This is a genomic window from Skermanella aerolata KACC 11604 (genome assembly GCF_000936425.1).
GTDB classification, from domain to species: Bacteria; Pseudomonadota; Alphaproteobacteria; order Azospirillales; family Azospirillaceae; genus Skermanella; species Skermanella aerolata.
Genome location: NZ_AVFK01000046.1, coordinates 1 through 17341 on the forward strand (window position 1 = coordinate 1; position 17341 = coordinate 17341).

Annotated in this window: 12 protein-coding genes, 6 pseudogenes and 1 other annotated feature; of the genes and pseudogenes, 9 read left to right on the forward strand and 9 right to left on the reverse strand. The window is 60.4% G+C overall.

Annotated features, from left to right (window positions below):
- Positions 1-526 precede the first annotated feature (526 nt).
- Positions 527-1672, forward strand: a pseudogene (locus tag N826_RS41330) (ISL3 family transposase); the annotation flags it as partial.
- A 1065-nt stretch (positions 1673-2737) separates the two neighbouring features.
- Here the strand turns inward: N826_RS41330 and N826_RS42215 are convergent.
- Together N826_RS42215 and N826_RS32365 are read right to left on the reverse strand one after the other, a co-directional pair.
- On the reverse strand, positions 2738-3016 hold the full coding sequence (locus N826_RS42215) for a hypothetical protein (protein ID WP_084721368.1): 279 nt from the start codon (positions 3014-3016) through the stop codon (positions 2738-2740).
- A 363-nt stretch (positions 3017-3379) separates the two neighbouring features.
- Entirely contained in the window at positions 3380-3763 is a 384-nt protein-coding gene (locus N826_RS32365) for a helix-turn-helix domain-containing protein (RefSeq protein WP_211099442.1), read from the reverse strand.
- Positions 3764-4172: 409 nt separating this feature from the next.
- On the opposite strand from N826_RS32365, the gene N826_RS32370 reads away from it, so the two are divergent.
- The 3 genes and pseudogenes from N826_RS32370 to N826_RS46070 all read left to right on the forward strand — a co-directional run.
- Entirely contained in the window at positions 4173-5384 is a 1212-nt protein-coding gene (locus N826_RS32370; protein WP_044435887.1) for an IS4 family transposase, read from the forward strand.
- A gap of 4 nt (positions 5385-5388) precedes the next feature.
- The gene (locus N826_RS43615) at positions 5389-5547 is read left to right on the forward strand and encodes a hypothetical protein (protein WP_157599387.1); all 159 of its coding nucleotides are present in this window, start codon (positions 5389-5391) and stop codon (positions 5545-5547) included.
- 604 nt (positions 5548-6151) lie between these two features.
- Positions 6152-6318, forward strand: a pseudogene (locus N826_RS46070) (IS256 family transposase); the annotation flags it as partial.
- A gap of 721 nt (positions 6319-7039) precedes the next feature.
- On the opposite strand, the gene N826_RS32375 reads toward N826_RS46070, so the two are convergent.
- The 5 genes and pseudogenes from N826_RS32375 to N826_RS42225 form a co-directional block, all read right to left on the reverse strand.
- Positions 7040-8176: a ParB/RepB/Spo0J family partition protein gene (locus tag N826_RS32375; protein ID WP_044435889.1), complete on the reverse strand. Its 1137-nt coding sequence runs from the start codon at positions 8174-8176 to the stop codon at positions 7040-7042.
- A complete protein-coding gene (repA, locus tag N826_RS32380; RefSeq protein ID WP_052832444.1) occupies positions 8173-9390 on the reverse strand; it encodes a plasmid partitioning protein RepA in 1218 nt (405 codons plus the stop codon). Before repA ends, N826_RS32375 begins: the two co-directional genes overlap by 4 nt.
- 390 nt (positions 9391-9780) lie before the next feature.
- Positions 9781-10113: pseudogene (locus tag N826_RS42220) on the reverse strand (integrase core domain-containing protein); the annotation flags it as partial.
- Positions 10114-10123: 10 nt separating this feature from the next.
- A pseudogene (locus N826_RS32385) lies at positions 10124-11534 on the reverse strand (IS30 family transposase).
- 47 nt (positions 11535-11581) lie between these two features.
- Positions 11582-12100 (reverse strand): annotated as a pseudogene (locus N826_RS42225) (transposase); the annotation flags it as partial.
- Positions 11699-11815: a sequence feature (AL1L pseudoknot), on the reverse strand. Its footprint overlaps the pseudogene before it by 117 nt.
- Positions 12101-12683: 583 nt before the next feature.
- Here N826_RS42225 and N826_RS32395 point away from each other — a divergent pair.
- The 3 genes and pseudogenes from N826_RS32395 to N826_RS43620 all read left to right on the forward strand — a co-directional run bounded on the left by N826_RS32395 (position 12684) and on the right by N826_RS43620 (position 14473).
- Positions 12684-13595, forward strand: a complete 912-nt coding sequence (locus tag N826_RS32395) for a replication initiator protein A (protein ID WP_044435892.1) — start codon at positions 12684-12686, stop codon at positions 13593-13595.
- A gap of 321 nt (positions 13596-13916) precedes the next feature.
- A pseudogene (locus N826_RS42230) lies at positions 13917-14234 on the forward strand (transposase family protein); the annotation flags it as partial.
- Between the two features lie 44 nt (positions 14235-14278).
- On the forward strand, positions 14279-14473 hold the full coding sequence (locus N826_RS43620; RefSeq protein WP_147041183.1) for a hypothetical protein: 195 nt from the start codon (positions 14279-14281) through the stop codon (positions 14471-14473).
- Between the two features lie 35 nt (positions 14474-14508).
- On the opposite strand, the gene N826_RS32400 is transcribed toward N826_RS43620, so the two are convergent.
- On the reverse strand, positions 14509-14724 hold the full coding sequence (locus N826_RS32400) for a hypothetical protein (protein WP_044435894.1): 216 nt from the start codon (positions 14722-14724) through the stop codon (positions 14509-14511).
- Between the two features lie 90 nt (positions 14725-14814).
- On the opposite strand from N826_RS32400, the gene N826_RS43625 reads away from it, so the two are divergent.
- Positions 14815-15084 (forward strand): hypothetical protein, encoded by a 270-nt coding sequence (locus N826_RS43625; protein ID WP_147041184.1) that lies wholly within the window; start codon positions 14815-14817, stop codon positions 15082-15084.
- A 712-nt stretch (positions 15085-15796) separates the two neighbouring features.
- A complete protein-coding gene (locus N826_RS32410; protein ID WP_044435898.1) occupies positions 15797-16066 on the forward strand; it encodes a hypothetical protein in 270 nt (89 codons plus the stop codon).
- Positions 16067-16888: 822 nt separating this feature from the next.
- On the opposite strand, the gene N826_RS32415 is transcribed toward N826_RS32410, so the two are convergent.
- Entirely contained in the window at positions 16889-17302 is a 414-nt protein-coding gene (locus N826_RS32415) for a hypothetical protein (protein ID WP_044435900.1), read from the reverse strand.
- Positions 17303-17341: the final 39 nt, after the last annotated feature.

The following is a 17341-nucleotide window of genomic DNA, read 5'->3' on the forward strand; positions in this document are numbered from 1 at the left end:
GGCTTTTCACACGAACTACCCGACAACGACAAACTTACTTCCGATAATGGGGGGTTATCGGAAGTTATGGTGGAGGGCGATGAAAATACAGAACTATCAATCTATATGCTTTTTAACTTCGTTCTAAAGGACAACCCACTGTATTTAAATGAACAATTGTCATTTTTAGACGATGCTGGCGGTCAGTGTACCGACCATTGCCGTGCTGCGGACGGAAGTTCATCCCGGACCGGCTCGGAGGAGGGCCGATGGCCCACCCATCATGGAGGGATGATGGCCGACCCGATCTTACTAGGCGGAGATCGTTGCGGCGCTCGAGGAGGTTGCCGGTGGCCGCCTCGACGCCGCCCTGGCTGGCAACCAGCACTTCTTAATCAGCGAGGGGCTTTTCATCCGCGAGGGGCGTGGCGTTCAATGTCACCTGTTCGATCTATGCCAGGAGCGATCCAGTGACGCGCTGCGATGGGCTGTGGGGAAGCACCGGCATGGATCAGTGCCGATTAAACCAGCTTCGCCAGCGCGCGTCATCGGCGTCGATGATTGGGCTTGGCGCAAGGGCCAGCGCTACGGCACGATCATCGTCGATCTGGAACGCAATCGGCCGATCGACCTGCTGCCGGACCGCCAAGGTGATACGGTTGCCGCCTGGCTGAAGGATCATCCCGGCACTGAAATCGTTGCCCGAGATCGCGCCGGCGGCTATGCCGACGGTCTCCGAACCGGCGCTCCGGATGCCATCCAGGTCAGCGATCGGTGGCATCTCCTGCGCAACCTCAACGATGCCGTGGCGCGGGCTTTCGACTGGCATCACCGTGACCTGCATGCAGCAACAGCGGCGGCAACAAGTCAGGCTCCTGGCGTACCGGCATCGGCGCCTGCCGCACCTGAGGTGCTCTCCACACCAGTTCCCGAGCTGTTGCACCCGAATCGGCATGCCGTCCGCCGCGCCCGCTTCGACGAGGTGATGGCGCTGCATCACAGGAACTGGCCCATCAAACGCATTGCCCGAACCCTCGACCTCAATCTGAAGACGGTGCGCCGATGGCTGCGATCGGGTCAGCTGCCGACCTGGGACCAGCGGTCCCGCGGCAGTACGGTCGACGTCCACGCCGAGTATCTGCACCAGCGCTGGAACGAGGGCTGCCACAACGCGGCACAGCTGTGGGACGAGATCCGCGGGCGCGGCTTTCGAGGGCAGCTCCGGACCGTGCAGCGCTGGGTCAGACACCTTCGGGACGCTGAGCCGTCATCACCCGGAACAGGTCCATTCGGGAGAGCGTGGAAGATGCCGTCGAAACGCCGGGCCGCATGGCTCGTGGTGGCTGATCCCGAGACAATCGACGCCACCGATCAGGGGTTCGTCGATGCGCTGATCGCCGGCTCGGCGGAACTTGGCCGGATTATCGAACTGGCGCGCGTGTTCAATGCCATGGTGCGATACCAGCAGGCGGAGCGCCTGGACTCTTGGCTGGTAACGGCCAAGGAGACCGCCCTCGCCGGGTTCGCCGATGGCCTTGTCCGCGATCTCGCCGCGATCCGGGCGGCCCTGTCGCTGCCATGGAGTACCGGCCCGGTGGAAGGGCAGATCTGCCGCCTGAAGACAATCAAGCGAACCATGTCTGGTCGCGCCAAGTTCGATCTGCTGCGTCACCGCGTTCTTGAAGCCGCCTGAAATGGTGGTGGTCCACACCGATACCATTGCACCGAGTTTGCGGATGGACCCTATCCTGACGTCGGTTGACACTGCGCACTTTCCGGGCCCAGGCCAGGCCCGATTGGGATGCTGCGGCGGCGGCTGCCTGAGAGTTGCCAGAGACTCAGGACTACCGCGCGTCGGCCAAGTTCCTGTGACAACGCCTTCCACCCACCAAGGCCGAAGCACGCTACTATGCTCAAACTGAGCATGTCGCCAGGGCGGCGTGACTCAAATCAACCAGCCTCCGACAAACGCGGGGCGGTTCACTCGCCGACGCCCTACTCTACCGCACGCCCGGTTCTTAGGGGAGGTGATCGCAGCAATGTGATCTCCTTACTCCTAGTCAACCGCCGCATTAACAAATCGCAGCAGATGCACTGGTCCCGCCACGACGTCGATCTCCTACTCCAAGTCCGCTGTGCCGTCCTCAACGGCAAGTTCGGCCCCGGCTTCGGACAGCTGTTCGACACCAATCCAGCTCCGGAACGGCTATGGCAGCTTGCTCTCAATAGCGCGGCAGTCCCTTCTATCACAATGGTGTCAGCCCAGGCGATGATACTGCAGTGAATCCGACGTGGGACAGGAGGGTGGGATATGACGCAGATCACGATCGAAGTCCTGCTACAGTCGGCGCACCGATGGTCCGGTTGCCCGCCAGCGCTTAACCGGCGACGGCGACAGGGCTTAGGTGATGTGGTGGCAGAAAACCGCTTGGACTGCTCCGTATGACTTCGGTCCCGTTGTCATGCCCCTCGATCAGGCTCTCCGGTTTATCGTCATCGCGAGCTTCTTCTGGACCAACGCCTGATGTCCCTCAATCCCACTGAATGTGCGAAGTCCAGCTTAGGAATTCGCCACAGTACCACCCCTGTTCGCCGTCAAGCTCATATAGCTTTTCGGCTTCCGTCCACCAACCTGACAGTACCGAGGATATCACTGCAGTGATGGGGTCGACGGCTGTCGGTTGAGGCAAAGGCCATCACTGCGGTAATGGGGGTGGCGTATCTCAGACTTGGCTCGATTGCTCCTGTGGTTCGTCCGCTAAATCAGTGAAATAGTTGGGAGAGCCGCGACGCCAAGCCGGCGGACTTGGCGATGGTGCCGCCGGCGTCCCCGGATGAATGGATGCTTGTGCTCATTCCAGCAGGCGGTGGTGCGTTCAACCGCCTGTTCGATCTCGGCCCAGGTCTCGAAGCGTCGTCCTTCCAAGGCCAGGGAGCGCAGCACCTTCCACCACGGCTCGATCAGGTTGAGGTAGGCAGCGTACTTGGGCTGGAAGACGAACTCCCAGCGTGGATGAAGCAGGCTGAACAGCAGCATGTCGGGCTCGCTGTGAGTGCTGAGATTGTCACTACGGCATAAATCTGCTCGACAGTGGGATCGATCCAGGCCTCGACCTCGCCGAAGAAATCAACCCAGTTGGTCGTGGTGCGGCGATCGTAGAGATGCGACAAGAGACATAGCCGCGACCGCGTCGGCCATAGTCGATCTCCTGTTTGGCCCGCTCGGCCTTAGGCGCTGCCGGCGTGACGAGTTGCTGGCCTGGAAAGCTCCTGGCCGCCTGCGGCCCCATCTTGTCCAGGCAAACCACTATGCTGCCGACCGGCGCCGCCGTGTAGGGGTGCTCAATGACCCCTTTTTTTGGCAAAGTCGAGAACGACCCGTTCACCAAACCAAGTTTCCTCATGACGCCATTCCCAGGCCTTCGCGGATGAAGATCTCGCTGATCCGGCTGCGGCGCATGGCGGTGCCCTGGTCAGAGAGATAAGCCACCAGCCGATTCAGGGTCCAGCAGGCGAAGGGCAAACCCAGCTCAGTGGGGTGGGTCAAGGCTGCGGTGATGACGGCACTGCGCTGCTCGGCAGAATATGTCGGCGGCCGTCCGGTGTGCACATCCTCTTCCAGCCCGTCCAGAGCGCGCGCATTGAAGCGGTTGATCCAGTAGCGAACCGTGTTGCCGCACAAGTCCATCCGGCCGGCGATCTCCTCCGCCTTCAGGCCGCTCATGGCATGGACGACAATCTGGGCGCGGCGGACAAAGGCAGTCCCAAGCGTGTGTGACCGCATGATCCGCTGAACTTCCGCCCGCTTATCATCCGTCAGGTCCCGCAATCAAGGCGTCATGGCCCTCCTCTACGTGGATTCAGCACCCCGAGCCTACCCGGCTCAGGGGAGCAGCGCCGATCTCAGATTTGCAGCATCAAGCGGGACATCCCCCTACTGCGTGGACCTGAGCGACGCCGAGCCGACCGAGTTGCAGGCCTTGGTCAGCGGGGCCAGCAGGCAGTGCGCAAGATCAAGCGGGCGCAGATCCTGCTAGCCGCTAACGCGGACTGGGGTGACGAGGCAATCGCCGCCCCCCTCGCGGTCGTCATCACGGCTCACCTCCTGATAACGACGCTAGGCGCAATGCTGTTCACTTTGAGCGGTAAGACGGCTATGATGGTGCCCCCTTGGTGATGCAGGATCGGCAGCCATGGCTGGTGTTCCTGTTGGCCTTCCGGCCGGCATTCGTCTGAGCGACCACATCAGCCTCGGGGTGATCGCCGGGGCTGTGCCATTGGCGCGGGTGCGCAAGATCCTGGCCGAGACCGGCCGGGCGAGCGAGCGCGATCTGCCGGCGTCGGTGATGGTCTACTACGTCATTGCCATGGCGCTCTACATGGGCTCGAGCACGCGCGAGGTGCTGCGCTGTCTGCTCGAGGGCCTACGCTGGCTTTGGGGTGCGGAGGCGGTCCGGGTTGCTGGCAAGAGCGGCATCTCGCAGGCCCGTAGCTGGCTCGGAGAAGCGCCGCTGCAGCGGCTCTACGAGGAGCTGGTGCAGCCGATTGCCACCCCGGCCACCAAGGGAGCGCGATACCGTGGCTGGCGGCTGACCAGCCTCGACGGCACCTGCCTGGACGTGGCTTACACGGAGGAGAACCGGTCGAAGTTTGGCCTGCCTGGGGTCAGTTGGGGGGAGAGCGCCTTCCCGCAGGTGCGGCTCGTAGCGCTGGTCGAGAACGGCACGCATGTGCTGTTCGGCGCCCGGCTGGGTCGCTGCGCCGAAGGCGAGACGCCGCTGGCGCACGCCGTGCTGGGCGCGCTGCGGCCCGACATGCTGTGCCTGGCGGACCGGCAGTTCTTCGGCCACGCGCTCTGGAGCCGGGCGGTGAGCACCGGCGCCGACCTGCTCTGGCGCGTCAAAAGCAACCTGCGGCTGCCGCGCGAGCAGGTGCTGCCGGATGGCTCCTATCTGAGCACGGTCTACCCGAGCGAGACGGATCGCCGGCACCGCAGCAACGGCCTGCGGCTGCGGGTGGTGGAGTACCGGCTGGCGGGCATCGCCGATGCCGAGCCACTCTATCGCGTGGTGACCAGCATCCTCGACCCGCAGCGCGCCCTGGGGGCGGAGCTGGCGGCGCTGTACCACGAGAGGTGGGAGATCGAGGTCGCCTTGGCCGAGCTGAAGACGCAGCTCCGGGGCGCACGGGTGGTGCTACGCTCCGAGACCCTGGCGCTGGTGCGCCAGGAGGTCTGGGGCCTGCTGCTGGCGCATTTCGCCGTGCGTGGGCTGATGCACGAAGCCGCCCTGCAGGCCAACGAGGACCCTGACCGGCTATCCTTCTCGCACGCCGTGCACGTCCTCCGCCGAAAGATCCCGCACTTCGCGGCGCTTTCCCCCTCGGCGCAGGCGTGCCCTGCATAAGGCGGTGCTGGACGAGATCCTGGAGGAGCGTGCGGTGAGTGGTCGCGGCCGGCTGGTGCCGCGCGGGGTCAAGCGGAAGATGAGCAACTACCCGTTGCGCCCGCGCACCCCGCAGCCAATCACCCGCATCGATTACGAAGCCGCAATAAGAATCCTAAAGTGAACAGCATTGACGCTAGGCGGGACTATGCGGCGCGTCAAGATACTGCCGACGCTCCTTTAAGGCGACACCGGCTGCACCGGCTGCACCGGGATGATCATCATGGATGCTTAGGATGAGCACAATGTCCTGGCACTGAAGGCGATTGTTCAGAAGATTCTCGAACTTGACCCGGATCAACCACCTTGAACATGCAGAGCAGCAGATAGACCTGGGCTCCAAGCCGATAAGCACGGACCTGCAATTTTTCTGATCTCATCGTCAGCCGATGTCCGCCATCGTTCTGAAACCGTCCGGGAATGGGTCCTTGATTGTTCAGCGCAGGACAAAACGAGAGGGATGACCTTTGCCCAGGTAGGTGTTTCAGGGAGCTTGGTTTCTTGCCTCCATCGTTGTCCTCGGCACTGCCAGGATGGCATCTTAGATCGGCCAGCTCCTTGGGACCTCAATCGGATGCATACTTCGGCTGAATCCTTCCCCCCCTTCTGATTTCGGGTTCTTCCGCAGGTCTTGTCCGAAGGTTGGTAGGAAATTGGCTGGTGGCGTAATCTCCTGAGGTTGAGGAACCAACACCGGCGGGCTTGTCACCGCTGCAAGAGATTACATCCTGGAAAAGACTACATCCAGCGACACTCCGGTTCGATTGTTGGCGACGACTGGTTCGATTCACTAGAAGTCGGGGTACGGCTGCGAATCCGTTCGTTCATCGAGGCAATGCTGGAGAGCGAAATAGCACTGGCATTGAACCGCAGGCGTGATGAGCGGACTAAACCGTCATCCTCTATACAGACGGCAGTTCGTCGGCTACGGATATGATTTTTGCCGATGCCGCCTCACCGGCCGCCGTATTTTGTCAGGATAGGCGAGGACTGCACAGCATACCTTACTTTCACTTTGTGAAAGTCATAATCCAGCACGATCCGGAAACCTTCGTCCTCTATAACGAGAGCGCCACCACCCTTCCGGTTCTCTTCCTGCGAGATAGTCCGCCAATGGCCGTACAGTTTCAGATTCTCGACGATCCGCAGGCCAGTCGGCTTCAGAATGTCCAGTATCCGGTCGTGTCGAAGAAGCCGGCATCGACGGCCAGCACGACTTGTGTTTCCTTCTGGAGCTCCTCGGCCGTCGTGCCACCTCGTTCCCCGACACGATCCTGAAACTAAACAGCTTCGAAGCCAACCGCTTGCCATGATCACGAATGTGAGCGCCCGGCGCTCTAGACGGATGCTCATGGCCTGCATGCCGGCACGGGCTGGTTCTACGACCGGTCACGGAGTCTGGGCCATCGCCGTCGCTGCCGCCTTCGCGCTGGCAGGAACCTCCTTGCCTGTGGATACCGTGACCCGCCGGAGAGAGAGGCGAGGCAGAGCGGCGTGGTACGATGCTGTGTCCCGCCATATGCCTGAAGCACGATCGAAGAGCATCGAGGTACCGCTATCAAGCCGACCCGCAAAGCCCCCTCATTCACATCCATAGGATGTTCAGCCTGTTCTGGTCAGTCCTTTGTCTTCTTCGTTCTTTGCGAGACCCCAAGGATGCTCTCCACCTCAGCAACAAGTCCCGGAAGCCTGCGCGCCACCTCCTCGATAACAGCCTGATCCAACGCTGGGTCGAAGCGCAACAGAGACTGGCGGCCGGAACGCGTGAGAGTTGCCAGCTTGCCTCCATCCTGCCTTGCGAGAACCAGGTTCTTAGACGGCAGGTTAGGGGCTTGCGTCACGGCGCGCAGCGCCGCTGCGATCTGTGTCCGGGTTCCTCTTCCCATTTGTGTCGAGACCGCCGACACCATCCGTTCTAGGAGTTCCAGATCAGGGTCTGACGATATCTCCTCTTTGCCCATACCGGCATGATGCTTCCGCATAGACGCATGAAGCCGCATCGCATCGTTGCGTCCGAGCTGCCTTGGATCGTCCAGCCGGTCGATCAGGCTATCGGGTAGACGGCCCATTTTGCGCCATTCCACCACGGTCGGCTGAGAAACGCCCATCATCTTACCCAACTGGGCCGTGCTTAAGCCTTGGCCGTCCGAAAGTCGGGCAATCCAGCGGCACCGCTCGAACAGGCTGACGTCCTCGCGCTCTGAGTTCTCGCGCCACTGAGCCTCAAGCATCTGAGAGTCGGTGAGGGGACGCACCCGTGCCAAAACGGGGATGCCCAAATTTCGGCATGCTGCCAACCGCCGACGTCCGGCAGCCAGTTCGTAACGCCCGCTGTCATCTCGAGCCCGGCGCACCAAGATCGGTTGGTCTTGCCCATTCGTGCTGATCGACACGGTCAAGGCTGTGAAGGCGTCGTCTGTGAAGGCGCGCGGGTCTCGATCGGCGGGGAGCGGGTCGTCGACCTCATCGGGTGATAGGGCGATGAGTGAGTCGCCGCGCTCGCGGGCCTCTTCGAGTTCCTTCTCAATGCGTCGAAGCTTCTCCTCTACAGCCTCGGAATACTGGCCGAGCGAGCGGCCGACAATGCCGCGGCCGGCCGCCGACGATGCCGGCCCTTGTTCGTCATGAGGGACCCTTTCCTGCATCTCCAAGGTCTTCTCCTCCAAGCTGCTGCGTTTTTCCGCCAGCCCGAACACCATGTCCGTCAGTGCCGTTCTCTTGTTGACCGGCTTCGGTCTGCCCGCGACGCTCATGCGACCTCCAAGTCGCGCAAGCGCAACCGACCGCGCCCCCAGATACGCAGCAATTCAGCTTCGATCAATGCGTTCACCTCGTTCATCGCTTCGATAGCACGCTCGTAGGTTCTTCGGTTCCCGACCGGTTCGTACTCGTACAAGGTTTCCTTTAGGATGCCGGCGCTGTCCATCATGGCTGTTTCCACCATCGAATGTTCGAGGGCGGCCTCGGCGAAGAGCGCTCGCTCCCAGTGCACGATGGTCGTTTGGCTCCGGTCCGACGGCTTGTACTTCGTCGTCAGAATACGCACGAAATCGTAATTCAGCATGTCCCTGGAAACCGATGTCCGGAAGTCGCGGGCGATCTCGCTCATGAAGCGGAAGAATTCGCCTGAACTGGCGAAATCGATCATCTGCGGCGGGATCGGCACGACAAGGCCGGATGCTGCGACGAGCGCATTGATGGTGAGCATGCCGACGTCCGGCCGGCAGTCGCAGACGACGACGTCGTAATCTCCACCCACCTTGGACAGGAAGGCTTGCAACTCGCGGAAGAACGGACGCTCATCCCGTACCCGGCCGATCAGTTCGTACTCTGCGCTCTGCAGGGCAATGCTCGCCGGGACAAGGGACAACCCCGGCCAGTAGGTGTCTCTTATCATCCCTTTCGCGATATCGCCGGCGTCACGTCCTAGATCATCCCGGCGTACCCATCCGGCGAAGGTCTCGTCCTCGTTGACCTCCGTATCCGGGTGTATTCCGAAAAGGGCAGTAGCCGATGCCTGCGGATCAAGGTCTACCATCAAGACGCGATATCCGTGCAAGGCTAGGTACTGGGCAAAATGAGTGGAGCTGGTCGTCTTCCCGCTGCCACCCTTGAAATTGACGAACGAGACGATTTGGAGTTTCTCGCCTTCGCCGTCGGTCCTGTGCGTTCGGTAACGCGCATTCCCGGTCGAGTTCAGCAACCATTCGCGAGCCGCGTGGATCTCATGGATGCTGAATGTCCTTCGGCCTGACTCGCCGGATTTGCCCTGCGGAAATTCGGTATTCTCCCGGAGCAAGTTGCGCAGGTGGCTTTGCGAGACGCCGAGGATGTCTGCCGTCTCCTTCAAGGAGAATGGTCTCAGCCGCTTGCGCCGATCCGGCTCGTTTTCCAACTCGACGGCCCGCCTCTGCACTTCCGTGCACACATCGGCGAACCCCCTGAACATTTGCTCTATGTCGATCACGAACCGCCCTCGCTACTATACGCCCCACAGGATGATGGACGGCTGATTTGCGGCAAGCAAGCCGGAAATGCTCCGAAGGTATTGAATGTCTACATCGTAGCTGGCAATTGGATTTCATAAGCCAAGCTGGTGCACCATCGTTTTTTTCTCCTTCAACCCATGAAATTCGATGTTCCTAATTGTGCTCCGGGATAGCGAACTGATGCTGGCATGATCGGGATATGGCGTAATCGGGAAGGGGGCGGTAGCTCCCCGGCGATCGGAACGAGGTGTGATGTGTTCAGCCTGACGTCAACACCGATCGAGAGAGCTACCATGATGGAACTCTATGTAGGCCTGGACGTCTCGCTGTGAACCGCAACGAGTTTGCCGGAGACCGTTTGGTTTGAGTCACGCTGCGATGGCCTGCTCTCAGCATGGCATAATAGCGTTCCTCGGCTTCGGCCGGCGGAATGTTGCCGATGGGCTTCAGCAGTCGGCGATTGTTGAACCAATCGACCCAGGTTAATGTTGCGAATTCGACATCCTCGAAGCTGCGCCATGGTCCACGCCGGTGTATGACCTCGGCTTTGTAGAGGCCGTTGATCGCGCTCGGCGAGAGCATTGTATAGCCTTCGTATAGCCTTCGGCGTTAGCTGAAGCTCCGTAACTGTCGCCGACGCTGCCGACGGACGGTTCGACGCCGGCCTGGACCGAGCGCTCGGTGTAGCGCATGCTGACATAGTGGGCGGATTCAAGCGGTCGTCGCAACGCCCTCTGTCTGCTTCTCTTTATGGATGGCCCTGAGGGATTCGTCCAGGGCCTCGGCAGGCGTTTTCCAGTCAAGCGTTTTGCGGGGCCTGGTGTTGAGGGCGAGCGCGATGGCTGCCAGGGTGTCGGCATCATGCACGCAGAGGTCGGTTCCCTTGGGAAAGTACTGGCGCAGCAGCCCGCTGGTGTTCTCGTTCGTGCCGTGCTGCCAGGGGCTGGGAGGGTCACAGAAGTAGACCTGGATCCCTGTGGCGATCCGCAGATGGGCGTGTTGTGCCATCTCGGCGCCCTGATCCCAGGTCAGCGACTGCCGCAGGTGCTCGGGCAAGGTGGTGATCGTGCGCGTGATGGCGTCGTGGACCGCTTCGGCGCCAAGGCCGGCGAGCGCCGGCCCGTTCTTGACACGCGGCCCGCTGGCGTGACTCGGTATCGGGGGCAGATGGAGAAGCATCGTGAACCGCATCGTCCTCTCCACCAAGGTGCCGATCGCCGATCCTCCCAAGCCGATGATGAGGTCGCCCTCCCAGTGCCCCGGCACCGCCTGGTCAGCCACCGCCGCCGGGCGCTGGCTGATCATGATCTCCGGGGCGATGAAGGACTTGCCTCGCCTGCGGGTGCGGGCCCTCGGGACGCGCATAGCCCGCCCGCTCCGCAGGCAGGCGGTCAGGTCACGGCGCAAGGCTCCGCGGCCTTGATTGAACAGCGCCTGATAGATGGCCTCATGGCTGATGCGCATCGTCTGGTCCTCGGGAAAGTCGAGCCGCAGGCGGCGAGCGATCTGTTCCGGGCTCCACGCCTTGGCCCATCGTCGGTCCTGCCGAGGTCCGTGACGGCGGCCCTTCCATGTCACGGCCGGCCCGTGAACCGCCGCCCCGTCCGGAGCGATAACCGTGCCTGCCAGGCGATCCTGCACGTACTGCCGCAACGCTGGGTTGACCGCCAGTTTGGCCAGCTTTGGGAGGCGCGCCACTGTGCGGTTGTTGCCCGATACTCCAGACCGCCTCCGCAGGTAGCCGCGTTGCGCCGCAGCTCCCGAAAGATGGTTGATGCGGTCCGCTCCAGGCGGCGGGCGATCTCCCGCACGCCATGCCCCTGGACCCCCCTGGGCCCACAAGAGAGCAATTTCCTCCCGCTCCGCGAACAGCAGGTACCGCCCCGAAGGCGGCTTCGCCGATAATGCAAACCCCGCTGGTGGCATGCCGCCCGCCTCTCGGAACCAACGTGTCCCCACCGCGGGCGACACTCCGGCCACAGATGCCGCATCCTCGCTCGTTTGTCCCGTCGTGATCGCCGACCAGAACTGCCGGCGCTCTTCACGGTGCGCCGCGGGGCCGGCCAGGTGACTGCAGAGGAGCCCGTCCAGATCGATCCGACCGCCGCTTCTGCTTCTTCATCGCAACCTCCTTCATCAGGGTGTTGCGACGACCGCTTGAATCCGCCCCTCAAAGTTCCCGGTAAAGACGCGCTCGATCTCCGGCTTCAGCATCAGGTCCCGCTTCGCCCGCGCCGACAGCTTTTCGGGATCGGCCCGTTTGGCACTGTGGTCGTGGTAGCTGGACTGGGCGATCGGCAGCACTTTGCAGATCGGCTCGACCCCGTGGACGGCGCGATGCTCGTCGATGAAGGCGATCATTTCCGGAACGGGCGGTCGAGCTCCGCCTGGGCGAAATACGCTGACGCCTTGCGCAGGATTTCGTTCGCTCAGGCGAAGTTCCCGAACCTCGCGCTCCAACGCCTTGATCCGCTCCCGATCCTCCGTCGTCGGGCCGGGCCGCTTGCCCTGATCGCGCTCCGCTTGCCGGATCCAACCCCGCAGCGTCTCCGCAGTGCAGCCGATCTTCGCCGCGATCGAGCTGATCGCCGCCCACTACGAGGCGTGTTCCCCTTCGTGCTCCAACACCATGCGCACCGCGCGCTCGCGGACTTCAGGGGCGTATTTTGGTGATGGTTGCTTCGTCATGATGACCCCAGTCTCTCAAGGAATGGGACCTCCGGTAAACCCGGTACAGTTCACCTACCGTTCATGTGGCACTGCCGTGTTCGATGCGGGGCCGTCCATCTCATCACGCCAACTCGCTATCCCAGAATGAACCAGAGGTTCATGGGTTCGGAGGTTTAAGAGTATCGATCCGAATTCTCGTAATCATATCAGCAACTTATCGATGAGTTTCGTTCCTGATAAGCAGGAACTTTGTTCTCGGTCATCAGAGTCTTCTGTACCCGATCCTACGGAAGTGTGGTCGAGAAAAGCAGGAAATACGTTCCTGATAATCGAGGCATTTTTATTTGTTCGCGTTCATCATGTGGATAAAGGCTCTAAATCAGCGGGGTTTCGATTAACGTTCCCGTTCGTCGGAATTACGTTCCTAATCCGTGGAGTCTACGCTCTAAAATCGGCCCTCCGCTGGGTCTTTCTTGAATGCAAGCTCCTCACGTTGGCAAAAATGCCTGTGGATCGGGAACGTAATTAAGCTTCCTGATGGACTCGCGCGTGCTTTTCTTCATCATGCCTGGAGAGACACTCCTCCAGACGAGCCGAGCTGATGAACAGGAACACAACTCCCGCCGACCAGCTTAGCCTGCCTGGCATTGACAGTCCGCTTCTGGGTCAGGTGAAAAATGACCGGCACGTGATGGCCTACAATTTCTTCCCTTTGTCGAAGGAAGCCAAGCCGCATCCGATACGCTACGACGACGGCAAGGTAGCCATCGAGGTTAGAGGAGAGGACATCGCGACGATCTATGACAAGGAAATACTAATTTACGTTGTAAGTTTGATGTCTCAACGGGTCGAGCGCGGCGAGGATGTCGGTCGGCAGTTCTCATTCACTGCGGGCGATTTCTTCCGGGTTGCCGGCTTATCGGATGGATCCGGCTCGTATGAGCGAATCGAGGGAGCGCTGGGTCGCCTTCAGGGCACTCAGATCCGAACAAATATAGTGACCGGCGGGGAGAGAACCCGAGAATGGTTCTCTTGGCTGGATAGCGCAAAGGTGACGTATCGCAAACGCAAAGACAAAGATGGCGAGATAATCGAGCGCATGGAGAAGATCACTGTTACGCTCTGCGAGTGGCTCTGGCGTGCGATCAAGATCGATGACGCTAAGTTCGTCTACGATCCAAAATTTTTTGAGTTGCGTCCCCTGGAAAAGCGTCTCTACGAAATAGCCCGGGCGCACTGCGGCCGAGGCGGGTTTAGAATGTGGCTGGATAAGCTTCAGGTACGAGTAGGATCCGAAGATACTCAGCGCAAGTTTCGGATGAACCTCAAGCAAATTTCAGATCGCAAAAAGCCTTTGCCCGGCTACGCTTTTACCCTGATCGATCGCCAAGTGCTCAACACGGCCCCGCGGCGCGGCCGACCGGCTAAACGCACTATGGTCGTATTCTACCGCCAAGATGCCAGCATCATGGAAACCCTGAACAACGCCGACACCTTGGATCTCGTCGAGTAACGAACCTGTCCGGCCTAGTCCGTTCACCTCTCTCTCATTGACGGTGTACTGCAAGGAATTGGTCCGGCGATCATTGTCCGGCCGGTAATGCCATTTCGTCGCAATCGCCCTCGCAACCGAAGGGGAGCCGGTGGTCCCGCATTCAGACCGGCAGAGCGACCATCAACATGAGTGATCGCAAGCACAATGTCATTTTCAGGTTCTTGGAAGTTTTATGTGGATGACGCTGGATTGAACGTCTTCGTGGGTTGAGCCCGACGCGCGGCATGGCCGTGAAGGATCGCCATATAGAAAAAAGCATCCTTCGATACGGTATCGTTCTTGAGCATCTCCCTGCATTCAATCGGCTTCCCGTCCACCCTCCAGATCACTGACCAGATCGACCATGGCGCCCGCTGGGTGACGGTGCGCACGCAGACGACCGCAGTCTCGGCATCCTGTCCCGCGTGCAGAACCCCGTCCCGGCGGGTCCACGGCGCCTACTGGCGCAGCCGCGGCGACGTCGCCTGTTTCCGCCACCCGACATTTCTGCTCGTCCGGGTTCGTCGGTTCCGGTGTGCCGCGCCCGCTTGCCCTCGCCGGACCTTCGCCGAACCGCTGCCCGGCGTCGGCCAGACCCGGGCGCGCCAGACTGATCGACGGCCAGGATCCGGCCCCCTGCCGCCGTAACTGGAGCTGTTCGAATGGCATTCAGCACAGGAGTTGGGCCAAAACAGTTGATTAAATTGACTGGATTGCCGACCGGCGGATTATCTCTCGATAGTTCCGATCAGATCCTGGGCGAGCTGGACCACGGAATGCCAGGTCTCGTCGTGATGCTCCCCCTTGCTGGCTTCGATCAACGCCCTGCTGACTCCGACAATACAGAGAGCGAGTGAGAGTTAACCGGGCGGGTGATCCTGCCCGCCGCCAATCATTGTGCGTCCTCGTCTTTCGGTAGCAGTCCTTTCTCCTGCATGTTGTCGATCACGAATTTCTCGACCCATGAAGCGACAGGCCGTCTGTCCGCCTTCGCCAGCCGCTCAATCGTCGCTTTGATATCGGCTTCAAACCGAATGGAGATCGGCGTCCAGGTCCGCTTGGGTCCAACACCCTCTTTGCTCACCACTACCACCTCTTCGTATATCATTGTTACTCTCTTCTGTGTTTTGCTTATCACCGTGATGAACAATGACGACACTCACAGATACAGAGAACAACATACACGACAGAGGGTAAAATGCTCACCTTCTCAGCACATCAACTTCTCCCGTCGCCAACCCTGCCCCCGTCCTCTCACCCGTCGGCGGTGAAGCCCCTCTTCGCGGAACTGAGCTTTCGCCGGCTTGGTCCGATGGTCGAACCGGTCTGCACCCGCGTCGAGTACAACACCTTCAGCGATCAGTATCTCTTTGGGGAAATCGGATATGAAGTAGTCGAGGAAGAAGACGAGGAAAATGGCGCAGTCGGTCTGCAATACGCCGCAAAGGCTTCTCCCGGTGACGACTAGTACAGCCTTCCGGCCGACCTCTGAGCTGGTTCCTGGAAATCTGGGATTGGAGCGTGGCTGCCTCTCTACAATGGAGAACACTCTCATCAGACATACAACTCCCGGACACCACGGCAAGTCTAAAAAGGCGCAATACCGGTGGATATGTGGACGATCTGCTGCGCTTTCGACCGCATACCCACCAGCACAACCATCAGCAAAGGGTTCAATAATGATGGATTAAACGGTATCGTGACGGTCGCAGCACCACAGTAACGGGTGTCAGTGTCGGAGCGGCAGAGTATCTTCGCGGGTCTCTCACTTAACCCGCCACACCTTCTGCCTCGCTCACAGGATCGACCTCACCCTGCGATTTCGGAACAGCCGACGATCGTGAGCTGATGAGCATCTACGCCGTAGCTGACGAGTAACCTAAGCATCCGACGCTGGGGGGATGCTCGAACACCCTCCCAGCCTCGCCGAAACGAGGTTCCCCGATGAAAAAGAACGCTGTCATTTACCTCCCCCCGGACGAAGATGCAACAGACCTGTGGCAGGTGGTCACCGCCGCTCTCCGCTCGGCCGGGATCACTTATCCGCGGTCCGCGCCAATGCCGGCTCAGCCGTTCAAGCCGAAGCATGTCCTCCCGGTTCTCCTGTCCAGCGAAGAGGTTTGATTATGTACCGATCACACCATGTCCCCGGTTCCGCTGGCGCTGGTTTGTCTCCCCGGATGGCTGGCCTGATTGCCGATTTCCAGCACCTGAACACCGCCCTGGAAGAAATCGACCACTCTGTCGATGCCGATGCCTGGGACCGCGCTGCTGTCGCTCGCGGCCTGGCTCTGGACGATCTTGTGTTCGAGCAGCCTACCACGCTGACAGATTTCGCCGCAAAGATGACGGCGCTGGTTGAGATTATGGCAGAACAGGACAGTGAACTTTTCATCTTCCACCGCCTTGCCGAAGACGCCATCAAGCTGGCCGGTGAGGTGGCGAAATGAGCGCCCTCGGCATCACTGACGAATGCGGATCGGTGCCCAGGCTCAGATCATGACCGTACCACACCTACCGCGTTGATTTATCGTGTAAATATCGCTTCATGAGGTGGCCTTCCGTCGACGCCGATGGAGGGTCATCCTGAGAGCCCTACATACTCGAAAAGTCAACAGTTTGAGCCGCCTCAGCTCATGGCCCACGCTTGGACGCTGATCCAGACGCAAGGAGCAGTCAACCGCTCGCCCAAAATGGGGATCCTGGTTGTCAGTTGGTGATTAACGGGCCGCTTGTTTGCTGGAGTCTCAGCATCTGGGTGGCTTCGTGGTGCTCATAACCGACCGCCGCATGGTGTCGATCGATGGGACTGTCACACCCGGCGGCTGCCACCCCGATGCACTACTGCCCTCCGGTTTCAGGTTCGGTTCCGGTGTTGGCGTCATGGGTGGCGGTAGAGGGCTTGATGGAACTGACTGTCGCCTGATCGACCCATCATCCACGGCATCCTGAACGCTCCTGCGGCCAGCAATAACGGTGGTCGGAACATCCAGGCCATCGAGCCGAAAGACATACTGGATTGCCGTATCACTCAGGCCGGTGGTGCGCAGAGACCTGATGTCCGCGGTGATCCTGGCGCTATCGATGTCTGGCCGCGTGTGGTCAGTGCTCCTCGTTTCGGCAGCGGCCGGCAGTGCTCCACAAAACAACATGGCGCCACCCAGAAAAGCGATACCGTTTCGTCGTCTCATGGCTTCCTCCAGAGAAGTCGTTACGTGTTTCAATTTAACACAACACGGGAAGGAAAAAAGCCGCGCAGTTGCGGCTTTCCTTTAAATGGCTGGATCGATGGCGATTTTCTCGGTTTTCAGATACCGGCGCAGCGCTTCAAGGACGAATTCGGATTGTGATATCCGGTCGACCTCGCAGCGGTCGCGGAACCGGTCAGACAGTGGCGGCTTGAGCCAGACGATCCTGGGTTTAGTCCCGGCCTTCTCGCCAGGGTGCAGCCTGGGGGCGGCTGTATAGGTCACCAGCTCGCCGTTATCACGATTGTCCAGGAGCTGGCCAATGGCGTCGCGGAACAGGTCGGACCGTGTTTCCCCGCGCCCGGACGCCACGGTTTGCAATGCATCCCATTGCTGCCGCGTGATCGGGTAAACCGAAACTGAATTGCCTTCTCTCAATTTTTTGTCACCGGCTGTAAGTCGCGGCATGATTGACTCGCTGTACGGGTCTTGAAGCATAACTCTCGGTCATCCTGCAATGTTATTGTTTAACACAAA